Source organism: Mesorhizobium sp. B2-7-1 (assembly GCF_006440735.1).
In the GTDB taxonomy this organism is placed as follows: Bacteria; Pseudomonadota; Alphaproteobacteria; order Rhizobiales; family Rhizobiaceae; genus Mesorhizobium.
This window is the reverse complement of the sequence record NZ_VFUA01000140.1, coordinates 1-15,001: the sequence shown is the minus strand read 5'-3', so window position 1 is coordinate 15,001 and position 15,001 is coordinate 1. Positions and strand designations below refer to the sequence as shown.

19 protein-coding genes are annotated in these 15,001 nt (G+C 61.7%); 2 read left to right on the top strand and 17 right to left on the bottom strand.

All coding sequences use genetic code 11. The features are described from left to right. Together FJ471_RS31450 and FJ471_RS31445 are read right to left on the bottom strand one after the other, a co-directional pair. Positions 1-351 (bottom strand): hypothetical protein (locus tag FJ471_RS31450; protein ID WP_140809324.1); only part of this gene is annotated, 351 nt, incomplete at its 3' end. Beyond that, positions 348-749, bottom strand: coding sequence for a hypothetical protein (locus FJ471_RS31445; RefSeq protein WP_140809321.1), 402 nt, complete (start codon positions 747-749; stop codon positions 348-350). The genes FJ471_RS31445 and FJ471_RS31450, both read right to left, overlap by 4 nt. A 415-nt stretch (positions 750-1,164) precedes the next feature. Between FJ471_RS31445 and FJ471_RS31435 the strand changes: the two genes are divergently transcribed. Both FJ471_RS31435 and FJ471_RS31430 read left to right on the top strand, forming a co-directional pair. Further along, on the top strand, positions 1,165-1,527 hold the full coding sequence (locus FJ471_RS31435; protein ID WP_140809316.1) for a hypothetical protein: 363 nt from the start codon (positions 1,165-1,167) through the stop codon (positions 1,525-1,527). Position 1,528: 1 nt separating this feature from the next. Beyond that, complete coding sequence (locus tag FJ471_RS31430; protein ID WP_140809314.1) at positions 1,529-1,852, top strand: hypothetical protein; 324 nt, start codon at positions 1,529-1,531, stop codon at positions 1,850-1,852. Positions 1,853-1,900: 48 nt separating this feature from the next. Here the strand turns inward: FJ471_RS31430 and FJ471_RS31425 are convergent, their stop codons facing one another. The 15 genes from FJ471_RS31425 to FJ471_RS31355 form a co-directional block, all read right to left on the bottom strand. After that, complete coding sequence (locus FJ471_RS31425) at positions 1,901-2,272, bottom strand: hypothetical protein (protein ID WP_140809312.1); 372 nt, start codon at positions 2,270-2,272, stop codon at positions 1,901-1,903. A 90-nt stretch (positions 2,273-2,362) separates the two neighbouring features. Then, on the bottom strand, positions 2,363-3,577 hold the full coding sequence (locus FJ471_RS31420) for a hypothetical protein (RefSeq protein ID WP_140809310.1): 1,215 nt from the start codon (positions 3,575-3,577) through the stop codon (positions 2,363-2,365). Positions 3,578-3,618: 41 nt separating this feature from the next. Then, complete coding sequence (locus tag FJ471_RS31415) at positions 3,619-3,930, bottom strand: hypothetical protein (protein WP_140809309.1); 312 nt, start codon at positions 3,928-3,930, stop codon at positions 3,619-3,621. Continuing rightward, the gene (locus FJ471_RS31410; RefSeq protein WP_140809307.1) at positions 3,920-7,111 is read right to left on the bottom strand and encodes a hypothetical protein; all 3,192 of its coding nucleotides are present in this window, start codon (positions 7,109-7,111) and stop codon (positions 3,920-3,922) included. The genes FJ471_RS31415 and FJ471_RS31410 overlap by 11 nt, the downstream gene beginning before the upstream one ends. A gap of 179 nt (positions 7,112-7,290) precedes the next feature. Further along, the gene (locus FJ471_RS31405) at positions 7,291-7,764 is read right to left on the bottom strand and encodes a hypothetical protein (protein ID WP_140809305.1); all 474 of its coding nucleotides are present in this window, start codon (positions 7,762-7,764) and stop codon (positions 7,291-7,293) included. A gap of 14 nt (positions 7,765-7,778) precedes the next feature. Next, a complete protein-coding gene (locus FJ471_RS31400; RefSeq protein ID WP_140809303.1) occupies positions 7,779-8,003 on the bottom strand; it encodes a hypothetical protein in 225 nt (74 codons plus the stop codon). Between the two features lie 12 nt (positions 8,004-8,015). Further along, positions 8,016-8,993: a hypothetical protein gene (locus FJ471_RS31395; protein WP_140809301.1), complete on the bottom strand. Its 978-nt coding sequence runs from the start codon at positions 8,991-8,993 to the stop codon at positions 8,016-8,018. 13 nt (positions 8,994-9,006) lie between these two features. Then, positions 9,007-10,488, bottom strand: a complete 1,482-nt coding sequence (locus tag FJ471_RS31390) for a hypothetical protein (protein WP_181179875.1) — start codon at positions 10,486-10,488, stop codon at positions 9,007-9,009. Continuing rightward, positions 10,485-10,952, bottom strand: a complete 468-nt coding sequence (locus FJ471_RS31385) for a hypothetical protein (RefSeq protein ID WP_140809299.1) — start codon at positions 10,950-10,952, stop codon at positions 10,485-10,487. Before FJ471_RS31385 ends, FJ471_RS31390 begins: the two co-directional genes overlap by 4 nt. Before the next feature lie 160 nt (positions 10,953-11,112). Further along, positions 11,113-11,706, bottom strand: a complete 594-nt coding sequence (locus FJ471_RS31380; RefSeq protein ID WP_140809297.1) for a DUF1376 domain-containing protein — start codon at positions 11,704-11,706, stop codon at positions 11,113-11,115. Further along, entirely contained in the window at positions 11,703-12,482 is a 780-nt protein-coding gene (locus tag FJ471_RS31375; protein WP_140809295.1) for a DUF3102 domain-containing protein, read from the bottom strand. The genes FJ471_RS31380 and FJ471_RS31375 overlap by 4 nt, the downstream gene beginning before the upstream one ends. After that, positions 12,469-12,669, bottom strand: coding sequence for a hypothetical protein (locus FJ471_RS31370; RefSeq protein ID WP_140809293.1), 201 nt, complete (start codon positions 12,667-12,669; stop codon positions 12,469-12,471). The genes FJ471_RS31375 and FJ471_RS31370 overlap by 14 nt, the downstream gene beginning before the upstream one ends. Beyond that, a complete protein-coding gene (locus FJ471_RS31365; RefSeq protein WP_140809291.1) occupies positions 12,666-12,914 on the bottom strand; it encodes an AlpA family phage regulatory protein in 249 nt (82 codons plus the stop codon). Before FJ471_RS31365 ends, FJ471_RS31370 begins: the two co-directional genes overlap by 4 nt. Positions 12,915-12,994: 80 nt before the next feature. Next, positions 12,995-13,528, bottom strand: coding sequence for a hypothetical protein (locus tag FJ471_RS31360; protein WP_140809289.1), 534 nt, complete (start codon positions 13,526-13,528; stop codon positions 12,995-12,997). Then, on the bottom strand, positions 13,525-14,853 hold the full coding sequence (locus FJ471_RS31355) for a site-specific integrase (RefSeq protein ID WP_140809287.1): 1,329 nt from the start codon (positions 14,851-14,853) through the stop codon (positions 13,525-13,527). Before FJ471_RS31355 ends, FJ471_RS31360 begins: the two co-directional genes overlap by 4 nt. Positions 14,854-15,001: the final 148 nt, after the last annotated feature.

The window sequence follows — 15,001 nt, the reverse complement described above, 5'->3', positions numbered from 1 at the left end:
GTAGATCCGTCGTGCGAATCCTTGCGGCGGATAGATGGTATTGCCCTCGAAATTGCGCTCATCCCGGGTGAGCCCTGAACAGAGCCCGTCTCTGCGTGCGTAAATGAGATCATCCGGCACCGGAGGGATGAGCGCGGCGAACGCCTCAATGGTCGCGGTCTTGTGTCGGTCCGCTGCCAGGTATGCATCGAACACCTCGCGAAACTTGGCATCGAGGGTCAACAGGCTCGGGTTTTCCTCCGGCCTGGTCTGTTCGGCGATTGAGGCCACGGGCAGCGCTACAGCTCCTCCTATGGCCGGAATAGAGGCTATTGCGCCAAGGGCGGCGCGTCGTGTCAGGCGCGCGCTCATGCCCACGCCTCCGGGTTGTCGATGTGGGCGATCCTGTCCGCTTTCCAGTTGGTGATGGATGCCCTGATCGCCGCCGGATCGGCGCCGCTCTCCTGCATTTGCCAGACACGCTCGATCACAGCGTAGAACTGCTCCCGAAGGTTCTCGGCTACCTTGGGCGGCAGCAATGCCAACTTCGCCTCAATGCCGGCCCACCGCTCCGCGTGGTTGAGACGCGGCTTGATGGTGAGCGACATAACTGCCGGCAGTCCCGGAAGCGCTGTAGCGCCTGCCAGGGCCGGCAGAGCGGCTATTGCGCCGACAAGCATGACGCGGCGGGAAAACCGCCCGGTGATAATTTTCATTCCCTCGGCCCCGGGCATAGCTTCGCCGGCAGCCGGAACAGTGATGTTCGGCATCGTATTACTCCAAATGGTGATATTTACACCATTAACGATAAATCCATCACCGGTTTGCCGTCAATGCCTTTTGGTGATAAAAACACCACATGAAGCCAGTTCAATGCCGTATGGGGCGCGCAGCCCTCAATTGGAGCACTCTCGACCTTGCCAAGGCGGCAGGAGTTGGAGGAAATACCGTCAACCGGTTTGAAGCTGGCCAGGACTCCCGCGTCAGCAGCGTCGACAAGATGCGAGCGGCTTTGGAAGCGGCCGGCGTCGAGTTCATCCCAGAGAACGGCGGCGGCGCCGGTGTGCGGTTGAGGAAAGGCGGCGGCATCGATAGCGGCGGCTAAATTCGCCTATTTCAGGCGCTTTTCAGCAATGGCTAAAAGATGATACGTTCCCGCAAATAGTCGATCGGGGGATCGGGGGAATGTTGTTCAAGGCAGCATTGGCTTTTGTGGCGTGTCTGGTGCCGACATTGGCGTCAGCGAATGACGAGACATTGCAGTTCCAAATTGAGAGCGAGCTGGCTTACTTGAAAGTCGGCTACGGGATCGAAACCCTGACCGTTGAGGCCGAAGGCGTCCGCACTCGGGTCATTATCGGCGTTGATAGCGTCATCTCGAATTTCAGCGATGTGATGTGGGATACAGCCCAGCGGGCAAGTCTCATGAGCCCGGCACCTATATTGCTGCTGGCGGTTGAGCAGCATTCAGCGTTTGGGAGCCCGGACGGTAAGAAGCTTTGCTATCTCAGAGCCCGCAAGGGGCAGGTTTTTGAGGGGACGTGCTGAGATGAGCACCCAAAACGTTGCTGCGCTTTGTGTGGGCATGCTGATAGTTCATCCGGCCCTTGCCATGACCACTGATGAGGCATGTGCGAATGTGGCCCGGGCGGCAGAAGCGGTCATGCAGGCGCGTCAAAACGGCATGGCAATGCAGACGGTGCTGGAAAAGTTAAACGACGCCCAATTTACAGCAGCGGGCAAGGATGGCTTCCGCGCAGTGATCATGATGGCTTACGACCAGCCCCACTTTAACACAGACGAAAACAAGCAGAACGCGATCAACGATTTCCGCGATCAGGTCCAACTGTTCTGCATGAAGGGTGGAAACTGATCTGCCAGCCCCGCCAGCAGTGGAAACAGTTTTTCCACTGGCCGCTGCCTACACCGCCTCGGCGTCCGGCGCGCTCTGGCGCCTACCTGTGGCCTGAATTCGGGCCATCATTCGTGCCTCGGCGGCAATGCGGATTCGATCAAGCGCCTCCTGGTGTGCCCGCTCGCGCTCGCGCTTGATGGCCTCAGGCACCGGCGGGTGATCGGCCGGCGGCTTCTTCATGGTCCACTGCGCCCGGCGATAGCCCCAATGATCGAGTCCGACCATTTCGCTACCGTCGAACCAGCACGAAACATTGAGCTGCGGGAAATGGAGCACCCGAGCCATCCACCAGACCCGCTCGATGTCGTGATCACCTTGCCCTTTTGCCCAAGGTGTCCAGCCGCGGCCAGGTCGCTCGGTCAATTCGTGGTCTTTCATGGGGGGATTCACAATCTGCCGGAACGCGCTTTTCGATGACATCGCCGCAGCCCTACGGACGCCCTATGAAAGGCGCCGGCCCGGCCGCCGCTAACCCCACGCATTGAAACCTGACGGCGGCGTCTGGCTGAAGGCGCTTCCGCCAAAGTTTGCAGTCGAGTTGTCGTTCACGCTATAGACGGAGATGCCGGCATAAACAGCGCCGGAGTTGAGGCCGCTCGGCAACGAGATGCCACCTGCGCCGGTCGCAGGATCGTCGGTGCCTGATCCGTTCCAGTTGCCAGAGCCGTTGCGCACCCACAGCAGATGCGCATCGATATCGATCGCCAGTCCGCAGATGTCACCGTTGGCAATGGTCGAGAGGTAGGTCGTGCCGGTGAGATTCTGATAGACTTGCCCGGTCGTCACTAGGCCAATGCCATTCAGGTCGCAGCCTACAAATGAATTGAACCCGCCTTCCAGAGGGGCGCTCGCATTGAGGAATCCTGCGTCACCGGCGTTGGCCCCCTTTTGGCCTATGGTCCATTCCCAATAATATTTGACGGAGTTGTGCGATGTCTGAGAGCGGACGGAGGCCCAGGCATTAGACCCGCCTTCCTGGCGAGCTGTCAGATTGGCGTTGATCAACGAGATAGTAGAGGCCTTGTCCGACGGATTAAGCGTGCCAGGCGTGAAGAGATCCGCGATCTGATCTATAGCGATGGAGAACGGCCCGGCATCGGCATTGTTGAACCAAAGGGCGATACCGAATGTCTGGACGCCCGAAACATTGGAAAAGGGCGATGGCGTCTGGCCGGTAAATTCATCGATCCATGTCGAACCGTTAGCGCTGCTCTGGAACTTATAGGTTGCGCCGTCGGCCGAGATAACGAGTCGGATATAGTTGGGACCGGCCTGCGTGCCGTTGGCTGAGGCACCGCCGTCGTTGGTGGTTTGGCCGGCATCCTTGTTCCAGCCGTTCGGCGGCGTGCCATAGACCTGATATTTATGGATGCCGGTCGAGCCGTCACCGCGAAGACCGACGATGTGGAAATCATTGTTGGTCTTGAAGCCGAAGCCGACCATGGCAAGCTTGCCTTGCTGGGCGAGCTGCGAGAACTGCGGCGTGTAGCGGAAGGTGTATTGGCGGCCGGCCTGCACGCTGGCGATCGGCACCACGATCTTGCCGAACGAGCCGGGCTTGACCTTGCCCTTGATCGAGACGTCGCCGGTGGCCGTGGTGGTGACGATCGGCGGCTCGACGAAGCCGCCGTCGGTTATTCCGGTGCCGGTGCCCGACCCGCCCCCGCTGCCGGCTTGCGGCACATAGGCGCCAGGTCCGCGCCTGCCGATCAGATGAGGAAACATCAGGCCTGCCCTCTTGGCTCTGCCGCTGCGAGGCCCGCAGCGAGACGGTGCTGGTTCATATCGTCGGTCGCACCCGCAAGCTCGATGATGAACTGCGGCACCCAATCGGCCCGAAGCGCGAACCGATGGACTGAGCCGTCAGGCATGACGATCTGGAAACCCAGGCGCCCGCCATCTTCTGATGTGCCAAGGGCATAGCCTGAGACTAGCGCTTCATCGAAGCTTCCGAACTGCGCACGGAAGCCCTTGCGGCTGGCCTCAATGATCTCGGCAAGTTCGGGCGGTGGTGCCGGAAGCGTTCTATCGACCACGGGCGGCCCTCTGTGCATCCATGAAGCCAAGCGCGGTCGCGCGGCGAACGGCGGCCAGGCTGTCTTGGGACGGCGGCGTGTTGCCGTTCCAGTGATTGGTCTGGCTGAACTGGATCGGCCGCTGATCGTTTGCCGCTTGCGTGCTCTGGTTCTGATTGGCACCCTGCAGCGCGTTCATCTGCTGTGGCGTGAAGATCGCCACGGTTTCCTCTGGCGATTTGAAGAACTTGACCTCTTGGCTATCGCCGGGTGCGATCATGCCGCCGGTGTTGAAGCCGAAGGACTGGCTCACCTGCTGGTTCTGCTTCGCCATGTCGCGTTCGTAGGAGGTCGAGCCTGCCGCTCCGAGCGGCGATGCGCCGCCATAGACGATATTGCGCGCGATCTCTTGGGGCGAAGCGGCCAGACCGTCCAGACCATAGCCAATGATGCCGCGCCCGATGATGCCTGCCGCCTGGAAGTTGGATTTGATCTGCTTCAGGACATTCATGTATTGCGCCGAAAGCTGATCCTGCTGGCTGGTGTCTCCGCCCGAAGAGCCGCCGCTATAGGACGAGCCGCCAAGAGACGACGACGCGCTTGCAGATGCCGTCTTGATGTCGTCGAGGATTTGCGCCGTCTTGCGCGTGTTGGCCTCGACGTTCATCAGCACGGTCCAGGCGCGGTTGTCGTTGGCGGTCGGCTGGGTGCCGGTGAAGCCCGATTGCGGATCGGCGAGCGCCTGCATCTGGCCCGGTGTGAAGATGCCAACCGTTTCGTCGGGACTCTTGAAGAAGGATACTTGCTGCGTATCGCCTGGATGGATCATGCCGCCGGAGTTGAAACGCCAGACGTTGACCGTGCTGGTGCCGCCGGAAAGGCCATAACTGGATCCGGAACCAGATGCCTCACCACCGCCGCTATAGGAAGATACCTGATTGGCGGTGACCGACGGGCCGGATTGATCGCCTGGATTGGCACCATACCGCGTGACGCCAACAGTGTTGCCGCCGCCCACATCATAGAGCGACTGCGTTCCAGAGCCGATGCGCTGGGTTTTGATAGTGATGGTGACGGTCTTGTTCGGGAGATGCGCGATGCTGCTGCCGAGTTGCAGCACGTCACTGTTCAACTGGCGTACTCGTTCCTCGCCCTGAACGATCGAATTAATGAACGTGTTGACGCTCGCACTGTCACCGCCAAGCGCGATTAGACTGGCGCGGACGCGCTCGATCTCGTTATGCACCGCCATCACCGACGCGTCGCCGGTATCCCAGAGTTTGAAGACCTGGTCGATCGCGTTGTAGGCCGCCGTGATGTCGGACGCGGTTCCCTTGTCGCCAGCGCCAAACAACAGGTTTGGCGATGTCTTGCTGATCTGCTCAAGCTGAACCTGGACGTCGCTGAGTTGGGTCTTGAAGACCTCCAATTCGTTCGTTGCCGATTGGAGCCCGATCAACTGGTCGAGCTTCGCCTTCGCGAACAGTTGGGTGATGTTCACGATGGGCGCGGCCATCCCGCCAAGTTCGACCTTGACGCCATCCGCCGAGTTACCAACACCGGCAATCGCCAGCCCCAGGGCATTGGCGCCAGCAATAGGCTTGTCGAAGGTGATGCTGCTGAGCGCCTTCAGGCTCGCCTGTTGCAGGCTGAGGTCCCGGGCCTGGTTGAAGGTCTCGAAGGCCGCGCCGACTGCATGGGCCTTCACGATCATGTCGTCGAACTTCTGGTTGATGCCGGTGACCGCGCTTTCGTAGGCGGTCAGTCCAGACATGCCAAAACTCTGGTCCGCTGCTTTCAGGGCTTCCGCCGCAGTGTTGCCGGCCTCGATCATGTTGGCGATAACGGCATCCCCTTCGCCGCCGCGGCTGCGCATATCGTCCTGGGCCTGTTTCAACTTCTGCAAGGCAACAGAGGCGCTGAGAGCGTCCTTGACCAGATCCTCAAGCTCCGAGGCCGATTTGGTCAGTGCCTCATTGTTCGGATCGAGAGCCCACCTGTCCTCGATCATTTTCTTGAAGCCGAGGATATCGGGCGCGCCGGCGGCCGCAGTCTCGCGAAGGTGGTTGATGGCATCTTCGAACGGTTTGAAATCGTCGTAGATCTGGAACGGATTGCTGCTGTCGAAGCCTCCGAGATATCCGACCGTGGACGTGAAATCCTTGGTCTTGTTGGCGATGTCGAGCTGCAGGCCGTGGATGGTCGCGGTCGACGACAGGCCGAAGCTGGTAAGGCCGTCGACCGAGAACGAATTCGCGGCCGCGGCGACGTCCTTGTAGGACTTGCCGAGGGCGGTCAGCTCGTCGGCCTGGTCCTTCAGGTTCTTGGTGAGGTCCGACGATCCCGTGCTGAGCTTGTCGAAGCCCTTGATCGCAAGGTCCGTGCCTATCGTGAGGCCAAGAAACCCGATCACATATGGGTTGAAGATGACCGACGCCAAGCCGCCGAACGCCTTCATGAAGTTGGAAAGCGTGAGCACGCTGGTGCCGGTCGAGACCAGACGCTCATTGAGCACGATCAGCGATCCGGGAATACGGCTGAAGTTGCCGCGCGCCACCTCGGCACCGAGCACGCTGAACTCACGCGTGACGCCCGCGCCAAGGCCTGCCGCTTCGGTCTCGGCAGCACCGAGGGCGGTCATGCCCGCGGCGGCCGTTCTGCTGGTGATGGCCACCGTTTCCATCCCGGCAGCAACTTCCGAGGTGGTGGCGGCGGTGCGCACGTTCGCGGTCGCCAAACCCTCGGTCTCGGTCGCCAGCCCGAGCATGGCAGGCGTGATCCGGTCCAGTCGGCCGCCGGTCTGTTCCAGGGCTTGCGCAAAGGCCTTGGCTGAAATCGCACCCGATTCCAGGGCTGCGGCTGCGCCGCTTGAACCGCCGATGCTCGCCATCTCAGCATTGACGGCCTTGGTGGCCACCGCGACTTTACTTAAGGCCTCCGTGGTGGCCGTGGTCGACGCGGTAACCTTGGACAAAGTCGCGCTCGCGGAAGTGCCCGATGTCGTCAGCTTTGCGAGGAGCGCGTTGGTCTGATCGACGCCGGCCGAGATTTTCTCCAGACCGGCACTCAGACCCGAGCCGCTCAAAATCGAGCTAACCTTCGCATTGAAGGCGAGCGTCATCTGCTCGCCCTTGGCGAACGCCGTCTCGAGCGGCGTCAAGTTGCCGCTGATTTGAATTTCGACTGAGCCCGCAGCTTCCACATCAGCCCCCTATTTCTGAAAATTGCCGGCGGCACCACGCAGCGCCGCCGGCTCCCTTGAAGGAGCCCCGCACGATGTTTCACCGGTCACCATGCAGGGCGCGCGGAAAGGGAGATCCCGTCTCCCCGCGCACGCGTCGGTGTAGAAGGTCGCCAAACCGTCGCCGACGCGATTCATAATCAGGCTGCCTTGTGCTCGGCGTAGAGGCGCCGGCCGTCAGGCGTGTCCAGAACTGCGGTGTAGGCCTTGGCGTAGGGCTCGCCGGTTTCGCCCATGCGCTTCTTGGCGAGGCTGTCCAGTTGCGTCTCGGCGGTGCTCTGTATGCCGTGGCCGCCCTTGGCCATCCGCTCGGAGGCCTGTTTCGCGATCTTCGCACGGAAGGTTTCCGAGTGGCTTTCGTCCCGGTACTGGTCGAACAACTCCGGGTTGTCCAACCAGGCAGCGGCGCGCGCCTTCTCGATCGTGGGATACTCTTTGGCGTCGAGCGCTCGCTTAGCGATGTCCTCGACCTTCCGTTCTGCGGCAGTCTTTCCGTCGAAAGGCTCCATGGTTCGATCTCCTGTTTTCGTGATGACGGCCGCGGTGCTGTCGAGCTTGAGCAACCCCATCATGCGGCGCTTGGCGAAGGCTTCGTGGAAATCCATGTACGGCATGACGGCCCCCCCCTTTAGCGTTCGGGTGTGTTGGCGAAGGTCGCCGCGCGCAACTGCAGCCCGCGGCCGGTGTAGCCGTCGAGGTCGCGCGAGATGGTCGGATTGATGTTGGCGACGTGTGCCACGAGCCAGCGGCCGACCAGCCTGGGTTGGCCGCCGGCGGCGATGTAGGCCGTGACTGCGGCCGAGAGGGTATCGAACGCTGCGTCGATCGCGCCTTTTTCGGAATCGAGTGCCATTGATGTTGCCTCCTATGCGGCGCGCGGCGTTGGCGAGCCGCCGATGATGTGGGAATCGTGCTCGGCGAGCGTGCGGGTGTGTGAGACGTTGCCGCCCCTGTCGAAGTCGGCGAACTGGCCAAGTCCATGTCGGGCCAGCGCGCGATTGATGGTCATCGGTGCACGGAGATGGTTGCGGGGCCCGGAATCAAGCCCGAGTTTGGCCAACTGGCCTACCAGGTTCTCCCGGCGCCGCAGCGCTTCGACCATGGCGGTGGCGGCGGTATCGAAGGCCACACTCTCTGCCAGAATCAGGCCGGACACACGACTGACCTCCGCAGCCTTGAAGGCGGCGTCCTGGCGCGCGACGGCGGCCTCGGCCTTCTGGACGTTCTGCCGGGCCTCGGCGATGGCGGCCTCGATGCTGGCCGCTTCGGAGGTCTGCACGCTGATTTCGGTATGAAGGGCGTCCAGCCGCTTGCGGGCCCCTTCGTCGCCAGTGTGCGCCAGAAGGCTGATCGTGGCCCTTTCGCTGGCCAGTTCGTCGCTGTGGCGCGCTGCGGCCTGCTTCTTGGTCTCCAGGCCATCCAGGACCTCCTTGGCGTCTGCCAGGGCCGCAAGGGCCTCGGCGCCATCCTTCGATCCCTCCGCGAGCGCTGCGGTGCTGGCGGCCTCCTTGCGCTCCTTGCGCACCCGGCCGCGCTCTGCCTCGATTTCCGCAAGCCGGGCCTGACCGTCGGCGATCTGCCGATCGAGATCCTTCACCATGCGTTCGCTCTGGCCAAGCGCCCACATGCGCTGCGCATAGGTGTCTCGGTTCTCGCCGGGCTTCTGGCTGCGCTGCACCTTCGAAAGGTCGATGAGCAGAGCTTCCTTGGCGTGCTGAAGCTTGCCGAGTTCGGCCAGACAGGCCCGATATGAGGCTTCGAGGGCATCGGCATCGCTCTGGAGCGCATCGGCATTCGACCGTGCCCCGGCGATGGCCTGTTTGATGTTCTGGATCAGTTTCACGATCGCGTTCTCCTCAGTAGTCGGCTCGGTAGCCGTAATCGCCACCGCCATATTCCGGGCCGTCATAGACGGTGATGATCTCGGCGCCCCCAGCGAGGTTTTCGAACTGGTCAACCGGCTTGGCGATGAGCAGGTAGCAGACCCCAGCAATGGCGTTCGCAACGTCGTCGTGACCGCCCGGTGCGTGGTCAACACTGTCCCTGCCGCCGCGCGCCGTGCGCCGCTCAAGGCTGACAAGCTGGTCGACGGCACGGTCATCGTCCAGCAGCGAGACACGGCCGGAATTCAGGGCCGGAACGAGGGCAAGGTAGAGTTCGGATTTTGGCGCCTCGCTAAGCTGGTATTCGATGCCACGGCGCCGGAACGGCTCTCGACACCATTCACCGCCGAACCGGTCACCGGTAACGCGCCGGATGCCGTAGGACAGCAACACCTCACAGAACTCGTCCGTGACCGCTTCCGGGCTGTACGGCGGCCGTTTCTCAAGCGTCTTGTCGAGCACCGCCCTCGTGCCTTCCTTGTGGCCAATGGCCATGGTCATGCTGTCGCTCGACCCGCCGCTCGGATCGACGAAGCCGAAGTAGGTCACACCAGGCTGCCGCGCCCGCTCCGTGGTGTTCCAGTCGACGGCGCCCTCCACGGTCTCGCGCACAAGCAACTGCTCGACGTCGGTGCGGAACTCGCCGCCGTACTCCGCAACCGCCGATGCCGCATCGCGGGCATAAGCCTTGTCGATCTCGGCCTGCGACAGGCTCGGGTTGAAGGTCTTGGACGCGCCCTTGGCGACCAGCAGGAGCGGATCGGCCGCCGGACCGTAATCGCTCCTATAGGCCCGATAAAGCTCGCCACGGCGCGCATATGGGCTGCTGATGACCATGAGCGGGCCACCCGTGGTGATCAGTGCCGGCCGGACAGCGGCCAGGATCTCGCGGTCGGGATTCTTGCTGCCTTCGATCTGCCAGAAGGCGATCTCGTCGCAGATGGCGGCAACGGCGGTGATCGAGCGAACTGTGCGGAAGTTCGCCGGCCTGATCTGGACGTCGATCCTGGTGGACAGGCGGATGGTGTCGGCCGTGGGCTGGCCTTCGATCATGCCTGAAAGCACCGGCGAGTGTTCGAGCACGCCAAGCACATGCTGAAAGGCCCGGTCTGCCTGCGACGTCGAGGCAGCGAGCACGGGCAGCACGCCACGCTCGCCAGTCGCAAGCTTGTCCGTCCAGTCGCACAGCGTTGCCACGTAGGCGCCCAGCGTGCCAGCAGCACGCGTCTTGCCGCCGCGGCGCCCTACGATCGCCCAAAGCTCGTCGACGCGTTCCAGAGGCTCGCGCTCGCGCCCTGTGATGGCAGCGAAGGCCACGCGCTCGGAATCGTCCAGTGCCTCACCCATGGCGGCCGTCAGCAGCGTGCGCCAGATCGACCAGCTATCGCCCGGCAGCGCACCGCCAAGCAACTGAGGGTCGGCCAAGGCCTGCCGCATGGTGACGCGTGGCTTCATGCAGCGGCATTCCCAGACAGGTAGGCGTCGAGCGAGGGCTTGGCCGGCTTGCTGTTGCGGGCAGCGATGCCAAGCGCCCGTTCTGCCCGCGCCGCCTGGTTGCTGCACCTGACCACGTCGTCGGCCGTTGCACCGGCACCAGCCAGGAAGTTTGCCCGCGTCATCTCGGCGACGACGGCAAGCTCGGCCGCTGTCTCGATCTTGGCGGCTAGGATCGGCGACACGACAGCGTCACCGAGGGCAGCGGTGAAGACGGCGATCAGCTCACGACGGCGGCGCCACTCGCGAGTCCGGCGATCGATCATGTCAACCGCCAACGGCCGGCCATTCGCATGGCTTTCGGCATCGCTTGCGGCGGCTATCGTTGAGGTATCGGAAAGCACCGTTTGTAGCCCTTCTGTAGCCCAGAACGCTGTTACTGCGGTGAAGATGCGGCGAGAATCCTTGATTTGCAAGGGTTCCATCCATATCGCTCAACCGGTTGTTAGCCGGTTTTAGGCACCGTCAGAACGCTATAGCGGTGCTTAGACAGGACAAAATATTCTTGAGGTCGCGGCTACTCAGCCTGCCTGTTTGCATCGCCGGGAAAAATGCGAGCGCGTTTGCATCGCCGGGAGGTGGCTGTCATTCGCCCCTCGATCTGGCTGCGTAGGAATTGGCCGGCTCGTTGTCGTCGACAAGCCTGCCCGTCTTGCGCAAATGCTCCTCTGCCTCCGCCATCGACATCGACATCACGTTCGGCTCTCGCGCGCGCATAAGCGCTAACCTTTCTTCCTTTTCTTCCCGGAGAGAACTTTCTGATGGTGATGCTGATGGCCATTGGCAAAACGATGCGTTTGCCATTTCTTCGGATGCGTCTGCCATGGTTGTGCCATTGGCATCCGCAATAGCTTTGCCATGGGTGCGCCACCTGGCTGCTGCACCCCTCACACCGGCTGCGACCTTCTTTTCACGCTTCGCAGCGGCGCCAGAACGTTCATCTTCCAGCTTACGGATACTGTCGGACATGAGTGGCCCGATGGCCTTCGCGATATCTTCCCACCTGTGGGGATCAACGCCGGTAATTCGCATCAGGCGAGTGTCATCTTCAGGTAGCGAACCATGCTGCCACCAATGCCTGCGCAGGCGCTCGTAGCAGCCAAACTCTTCGGGGCTCAGATGCCCTGTCAAAGCCGTTTCGGTACCTATGTAGACCGGCATCCATGGAAGCTCGCTCATGCCGCCGCGCCCTCCCTGAAGGTGTTCCCGTTGATGAACGGCGCCAGGACTATGATCGGGATCTGACGGTCGACGGAGCCGAAACGCCAATCTGCGATCGGCAGCGTGAAGCGCCGGGTCAGAAAATGGACGATGATGTTAATCGGCCGGTCTCCCTCGACATCGACGAAGGGCAGCATCGGCCGCCTCGAGGCGATGCACTCCTCCTCGCCGTCATGGTCGGTGACGATCATGCCGGCGTGATAGAAACCGCGGTGCTGATGGTCCTCCCAGACATAGCCGACGCCGCGGCCTACGGGCGTTTCGCCATCTTCGGGATCGTAGATGAAAAGCGCCTGGTCGAAGCTCGGCAGTTGCCATTTCGAGGTGAAGGCCAGCGCGGCGCCGATGCCGCCCAAATCGGACACGATGTCCGAATTGAGCCCAGACCGTGCAATCTGCATTAGCCGTCGCGCACGGCGCTCGTGAATGCCAGCACGATCGAGAAACGGCAGCCACTGGCCGTGCTCGCAAGATGCCTTTGCCTCGACAAGCATCTGTCCGGCATCCAGCGCCCTGGAGACGCTTGTGCGCTCGGCCGTGTCCGATTCCGACGCTGCTTGCCGCACTTGCTCCGCCAGATCGGCGAGGCTGTTGGATAGCAATTCGATAGTGTTCAGTTTTTGTTGAAAATCAGTCAGATTACCGTTATTTTCGTGAACACTCGAGCTTGAGTAGTCCCCCGAAGAGCCCGTCGCCTGGTCCGCGACGGGTTCTCGTTTTTCAGGCGGCTGCATTGGCGCCTCCCGTGCGAAGGCTGGCCGCTTCGCGGATCGCAGCAACGGCTTCCGCCGTCGTGAGCCCGAAAGCGCTTTTTAAGGCTGGCACGATCGGCCGGCCGATGCGTTCTCGAGAGGTCTGGGAAAGCCACCTGGCAGCCATTTCGATCGCAGCCGAGTGTTCATGGTCAATGCCGCTGTTCATGCCGCCACCTCGTCGTGATCGACGCGCTTCGGCTCCTTCGGCTCTTGGGGCGGCGGCCGGTGCAAATCCGGTTGATCGACACGCGCCTGCACCCATGCGTCGATATCAGCTTCGATGAATGCACGGCGCCGCGGCGATAGAAAAACCGGCTTAGGAAAGCGGTCATCCTTGATCAGCTTATCGATGTAGTTGCGGCTGTAGTTGATGCCCTTTGAGGGCAGTTTATCGAGGGGAATGAGCGTCATTGCTCTAGAGCCTCCTAGGTGTCTATTCACGCCTAAGAAGGTGAGCGGGAAGCCTCAGACCGTCACGAACGCACGATGGTCTATTTTCCCGACGTTCGTTCGCGCACGACACGACGGCTGGCTCGGTGGAGGTCGGCTTCCTCCCCCGTTGCATAAAGCAACAACAGCGATGCAAGCGATTGGACCGGGCCTAGAGTTGGTTCCGGCCTGTGCTCGATCGGCACTGCGGAGAACTGCCATAGTAGGTTTCGCGACAGATAGGCGGCCTGCAGGTGAACAGGATCGAGCGTTGGAGCGCCAGGGCCGACTTGAATACCCTCGTCCTCACGTACTGGATCGAAGAGATCGGCCGCAGCCTTGATCTCGTCAACGTAGGCCAACAGAGGCGCCGCAACCAGTTCATGCACTCCTTGCAACTCCTTCTGCATGCGCATCGCCAAGTCCCGAATCTTTCCAAAGCGCTGGCGCTCCTGCCTTGGCGTAGGGGCTGCGCGAAGGTGGACGACATTTTTCAGGCCTTCGATTGCGCGGGAAATAGCACTCTCGCACCGCTCGAGTTTCTCGGCCGGCGGCTTGATCAGTTCCAGCGCGCCATCGAGCGAGTTCGAAATCATGCCCGGGCCGTCCTCTCCACCATCGAAACCACATTGTCGGCCTTTTTGGTCCCGACTATGCCCGCCAGTTCACCCTCCCATCGGGCCAAGGCCTCGCGCTTCACCTTGAGGCGGTCAGATTGATTGTAGGTGCGGATGAGTGACGTAGGCACATGCCCTATCACCGCTTCCGCGACCTCGTCCATTACGTCAAGCTCGGAAAGCCTTGTGCGCACGGTGCGGCGAATATCGTGGTTGACCCATGCCGGCACCGTAGCCTCGGGGTTATCTTCCCGCAGCGCCTCCAGCATGGCGGCATCGATCCGCACCTTGACCTTATGCCCGATCGTGACAGGCCCCAGCCCGTCCAGCGAGCAGAGCCAGTTGCACCGCTTGAAGCGCGGCAACTTGCCAAGGATCTCGATAGCGTCATCAGTGAGCGGCACGACATGATCGCGACCTGACTTGAAGCGCGCCGCCAGCACGGTCAAGGTTTTGCGGTCGAGATCGATTTCAGACCATGAAGCCTGTGCGATGTCGTTCAGCCGCTGGCCAGTGAGCAACAGGAGGCGATAGACGGCGCTGTAAACATCGCCTGCGGCGGTTGCTGTCCAAAGTGCCGCAATCTCGGCATCCGTCAGAACGCGGTCTCGCGATGTCTTCTCGCCGATCGTGGTGCGCACCTTCTTTGCCCGGAAGGGCGAGGCCGCAATAAGCTCATCGTCAACGCACCAATTGAAAAACGTCCCGATCTTCTGTGCCATGTTGAGGGCTTGGCGGGTCGCGCCACGCTTGTTGATCTTCTCAAGCACCGCCATCACGTCGGCACTCTGAATGTCTCCCACGGTCTTCCCTCGCCACGCTGGCAGGCATTCGCGCTTGAAGTCGTTTCGATCTTCCTCGACCTTGCGGATGCCGTCACGGCGCCGGGCGGCGATGTAGCGGACCAGAACGCGCTCGAACTGCTTGCGGCGGCGATCGGCGGCACCCTTCACACGTTCCCGCTTTTCAGCTTCGACCTTTTGGCGCGCTTCCTCCTCCTGGTCTTTCGGATCGATCCCGCTCTTGATCAGGTCACGCCACGCGCCAGCCTTCTTGCGTGCATCTGCCAAGGACATGCCGGCGTGTTGGCCGGAATCGTCGGCCTCTATGTATTCGCCTATAACCCGGCGCTCGGGCGCCGATTTGCCGGGGAAGCGGCTATAGAAAATGAAGGTGCGCTGGCCCTTGTCATTGACGCGAATGCCGAGCCCGCGCGCCTCAGAATCCATCACGTCATAGCGTTTGCCGGGCGGTGCCTTCTTGAGACTCTTCACCTTGAAGTCGGTCAGGGAAATCTTGGGCATTCGAGCCTCCGGGCTACATCAGGGCTACAAATCAACCCTCCTGCCTATGTAGCCCTAAGAGTGCCTAAAAGGCAATAAGCAATCTAGAAGCCTTGCAAATCAAGGGGTGCGACGGAACCAGAACAACCGGTAAAGTGGTCTAAGAGGG

Bases quoted from the DNA above. Each gene is read 5' to 3' on its own strand.
- FJ471_RS31445 (WP_140809321.1), bottom strand. From the start codon at position 749: ATGCCGAACATCACTGTTCCGGCTGCCGGCGAAGCTATGCCCGGGGCC.
- FJ471_RS31435 (WP_140809316.1), top strand. From the start codon at position 1,165: ATGTTGTTCAAGGCAGCATTGGCTTTTGTGGCGTGTCTGGTGCCGACA.
- FJ471_RS31430 (WP_140809314.1), top strand. From the start codon at position 1,529: ATGAGCACCCAAAACGTTGCTGCGCTTTGTGTGGGCATGCTGATAGTT.
- FJ471_RS31425 (WP_140809312.1), bottom strand. From the start codon at position 2,272: ATGAAAGACCACGAATTGACCGAGCGACCTGGCCGCGGCTGGACACCT.
- FJ471_RS31405 (WP_140809305.1), bottom strand. From the start codon at position 7,764: ATGCCGTACATGGATTTCCACGAAGCCTTCGCCAAGCGCCGCATGATG.
- FJ471_RS31400 (WP_140809303.1), bottom strand. From the start codon at position 8,003: ATGGCACTCGATTCCGAAAAAGGCGCGATCGACGCAGCGTTCGATACC.
- FJ471_RS31390 (WP_181179875.1), bottom strand. From the start codon at position 10,488: ATGAAGCCACGCGTCACCATGCGGCAGGCCTTGGCCGACCCTCAGTTG.
- FJ471_RS31385 (WP_140809299.1), bottom strand. From the start codon at position 10,952: ATGGAACCCTTGCAAATCAAGGATTCTCGCCGCATCTTCACCGCAGTA.
- FJ471_RS31380 (WP_140809297.1), bottom strand. From the start codon at position 11,706: ATGAGCGAGCTTCCATGGATGCCGGTCTACATAGGTACCGAAACGGCT.
- FJ471_RS31375 (WP_140809295.1), bottom strand. From the start codon at position 12,482: ATGCAGCCGCCTGAAAAACGAGAACCCGTCGCGGACCAGGCGACGGGC.
- FJ471_RS31370 (WP_140809293.1), bottom strand. From the start codon at position 12,669: ATGAACAGCGGCATTGACCATGAACACTCGGCTGCGATCGAAATGGCT.
- FJ471_RS31365 (WP_140809291.1), bottom strand. From the start codon at position 12,914: ATGACGCTCATTCCCCTCGATAAACTGCCCTCAAAGGGCATCAACTAC.
- FJ471_RS31360 (WP_140809289.1), bottom strand. From the start codon at position 13,528: ATGATTTCGAACTCGCTCGATGGCGCGCTGGAACTGATCAAGCCGCCG.
- FJ471_RS31355 (WP_140809287.1), bottom strand. From the start codon at position 14,853: ATGCCCAAGATTTCCCTGACCGACTTCAAGGTGAAGAGTCTCAAGAAG.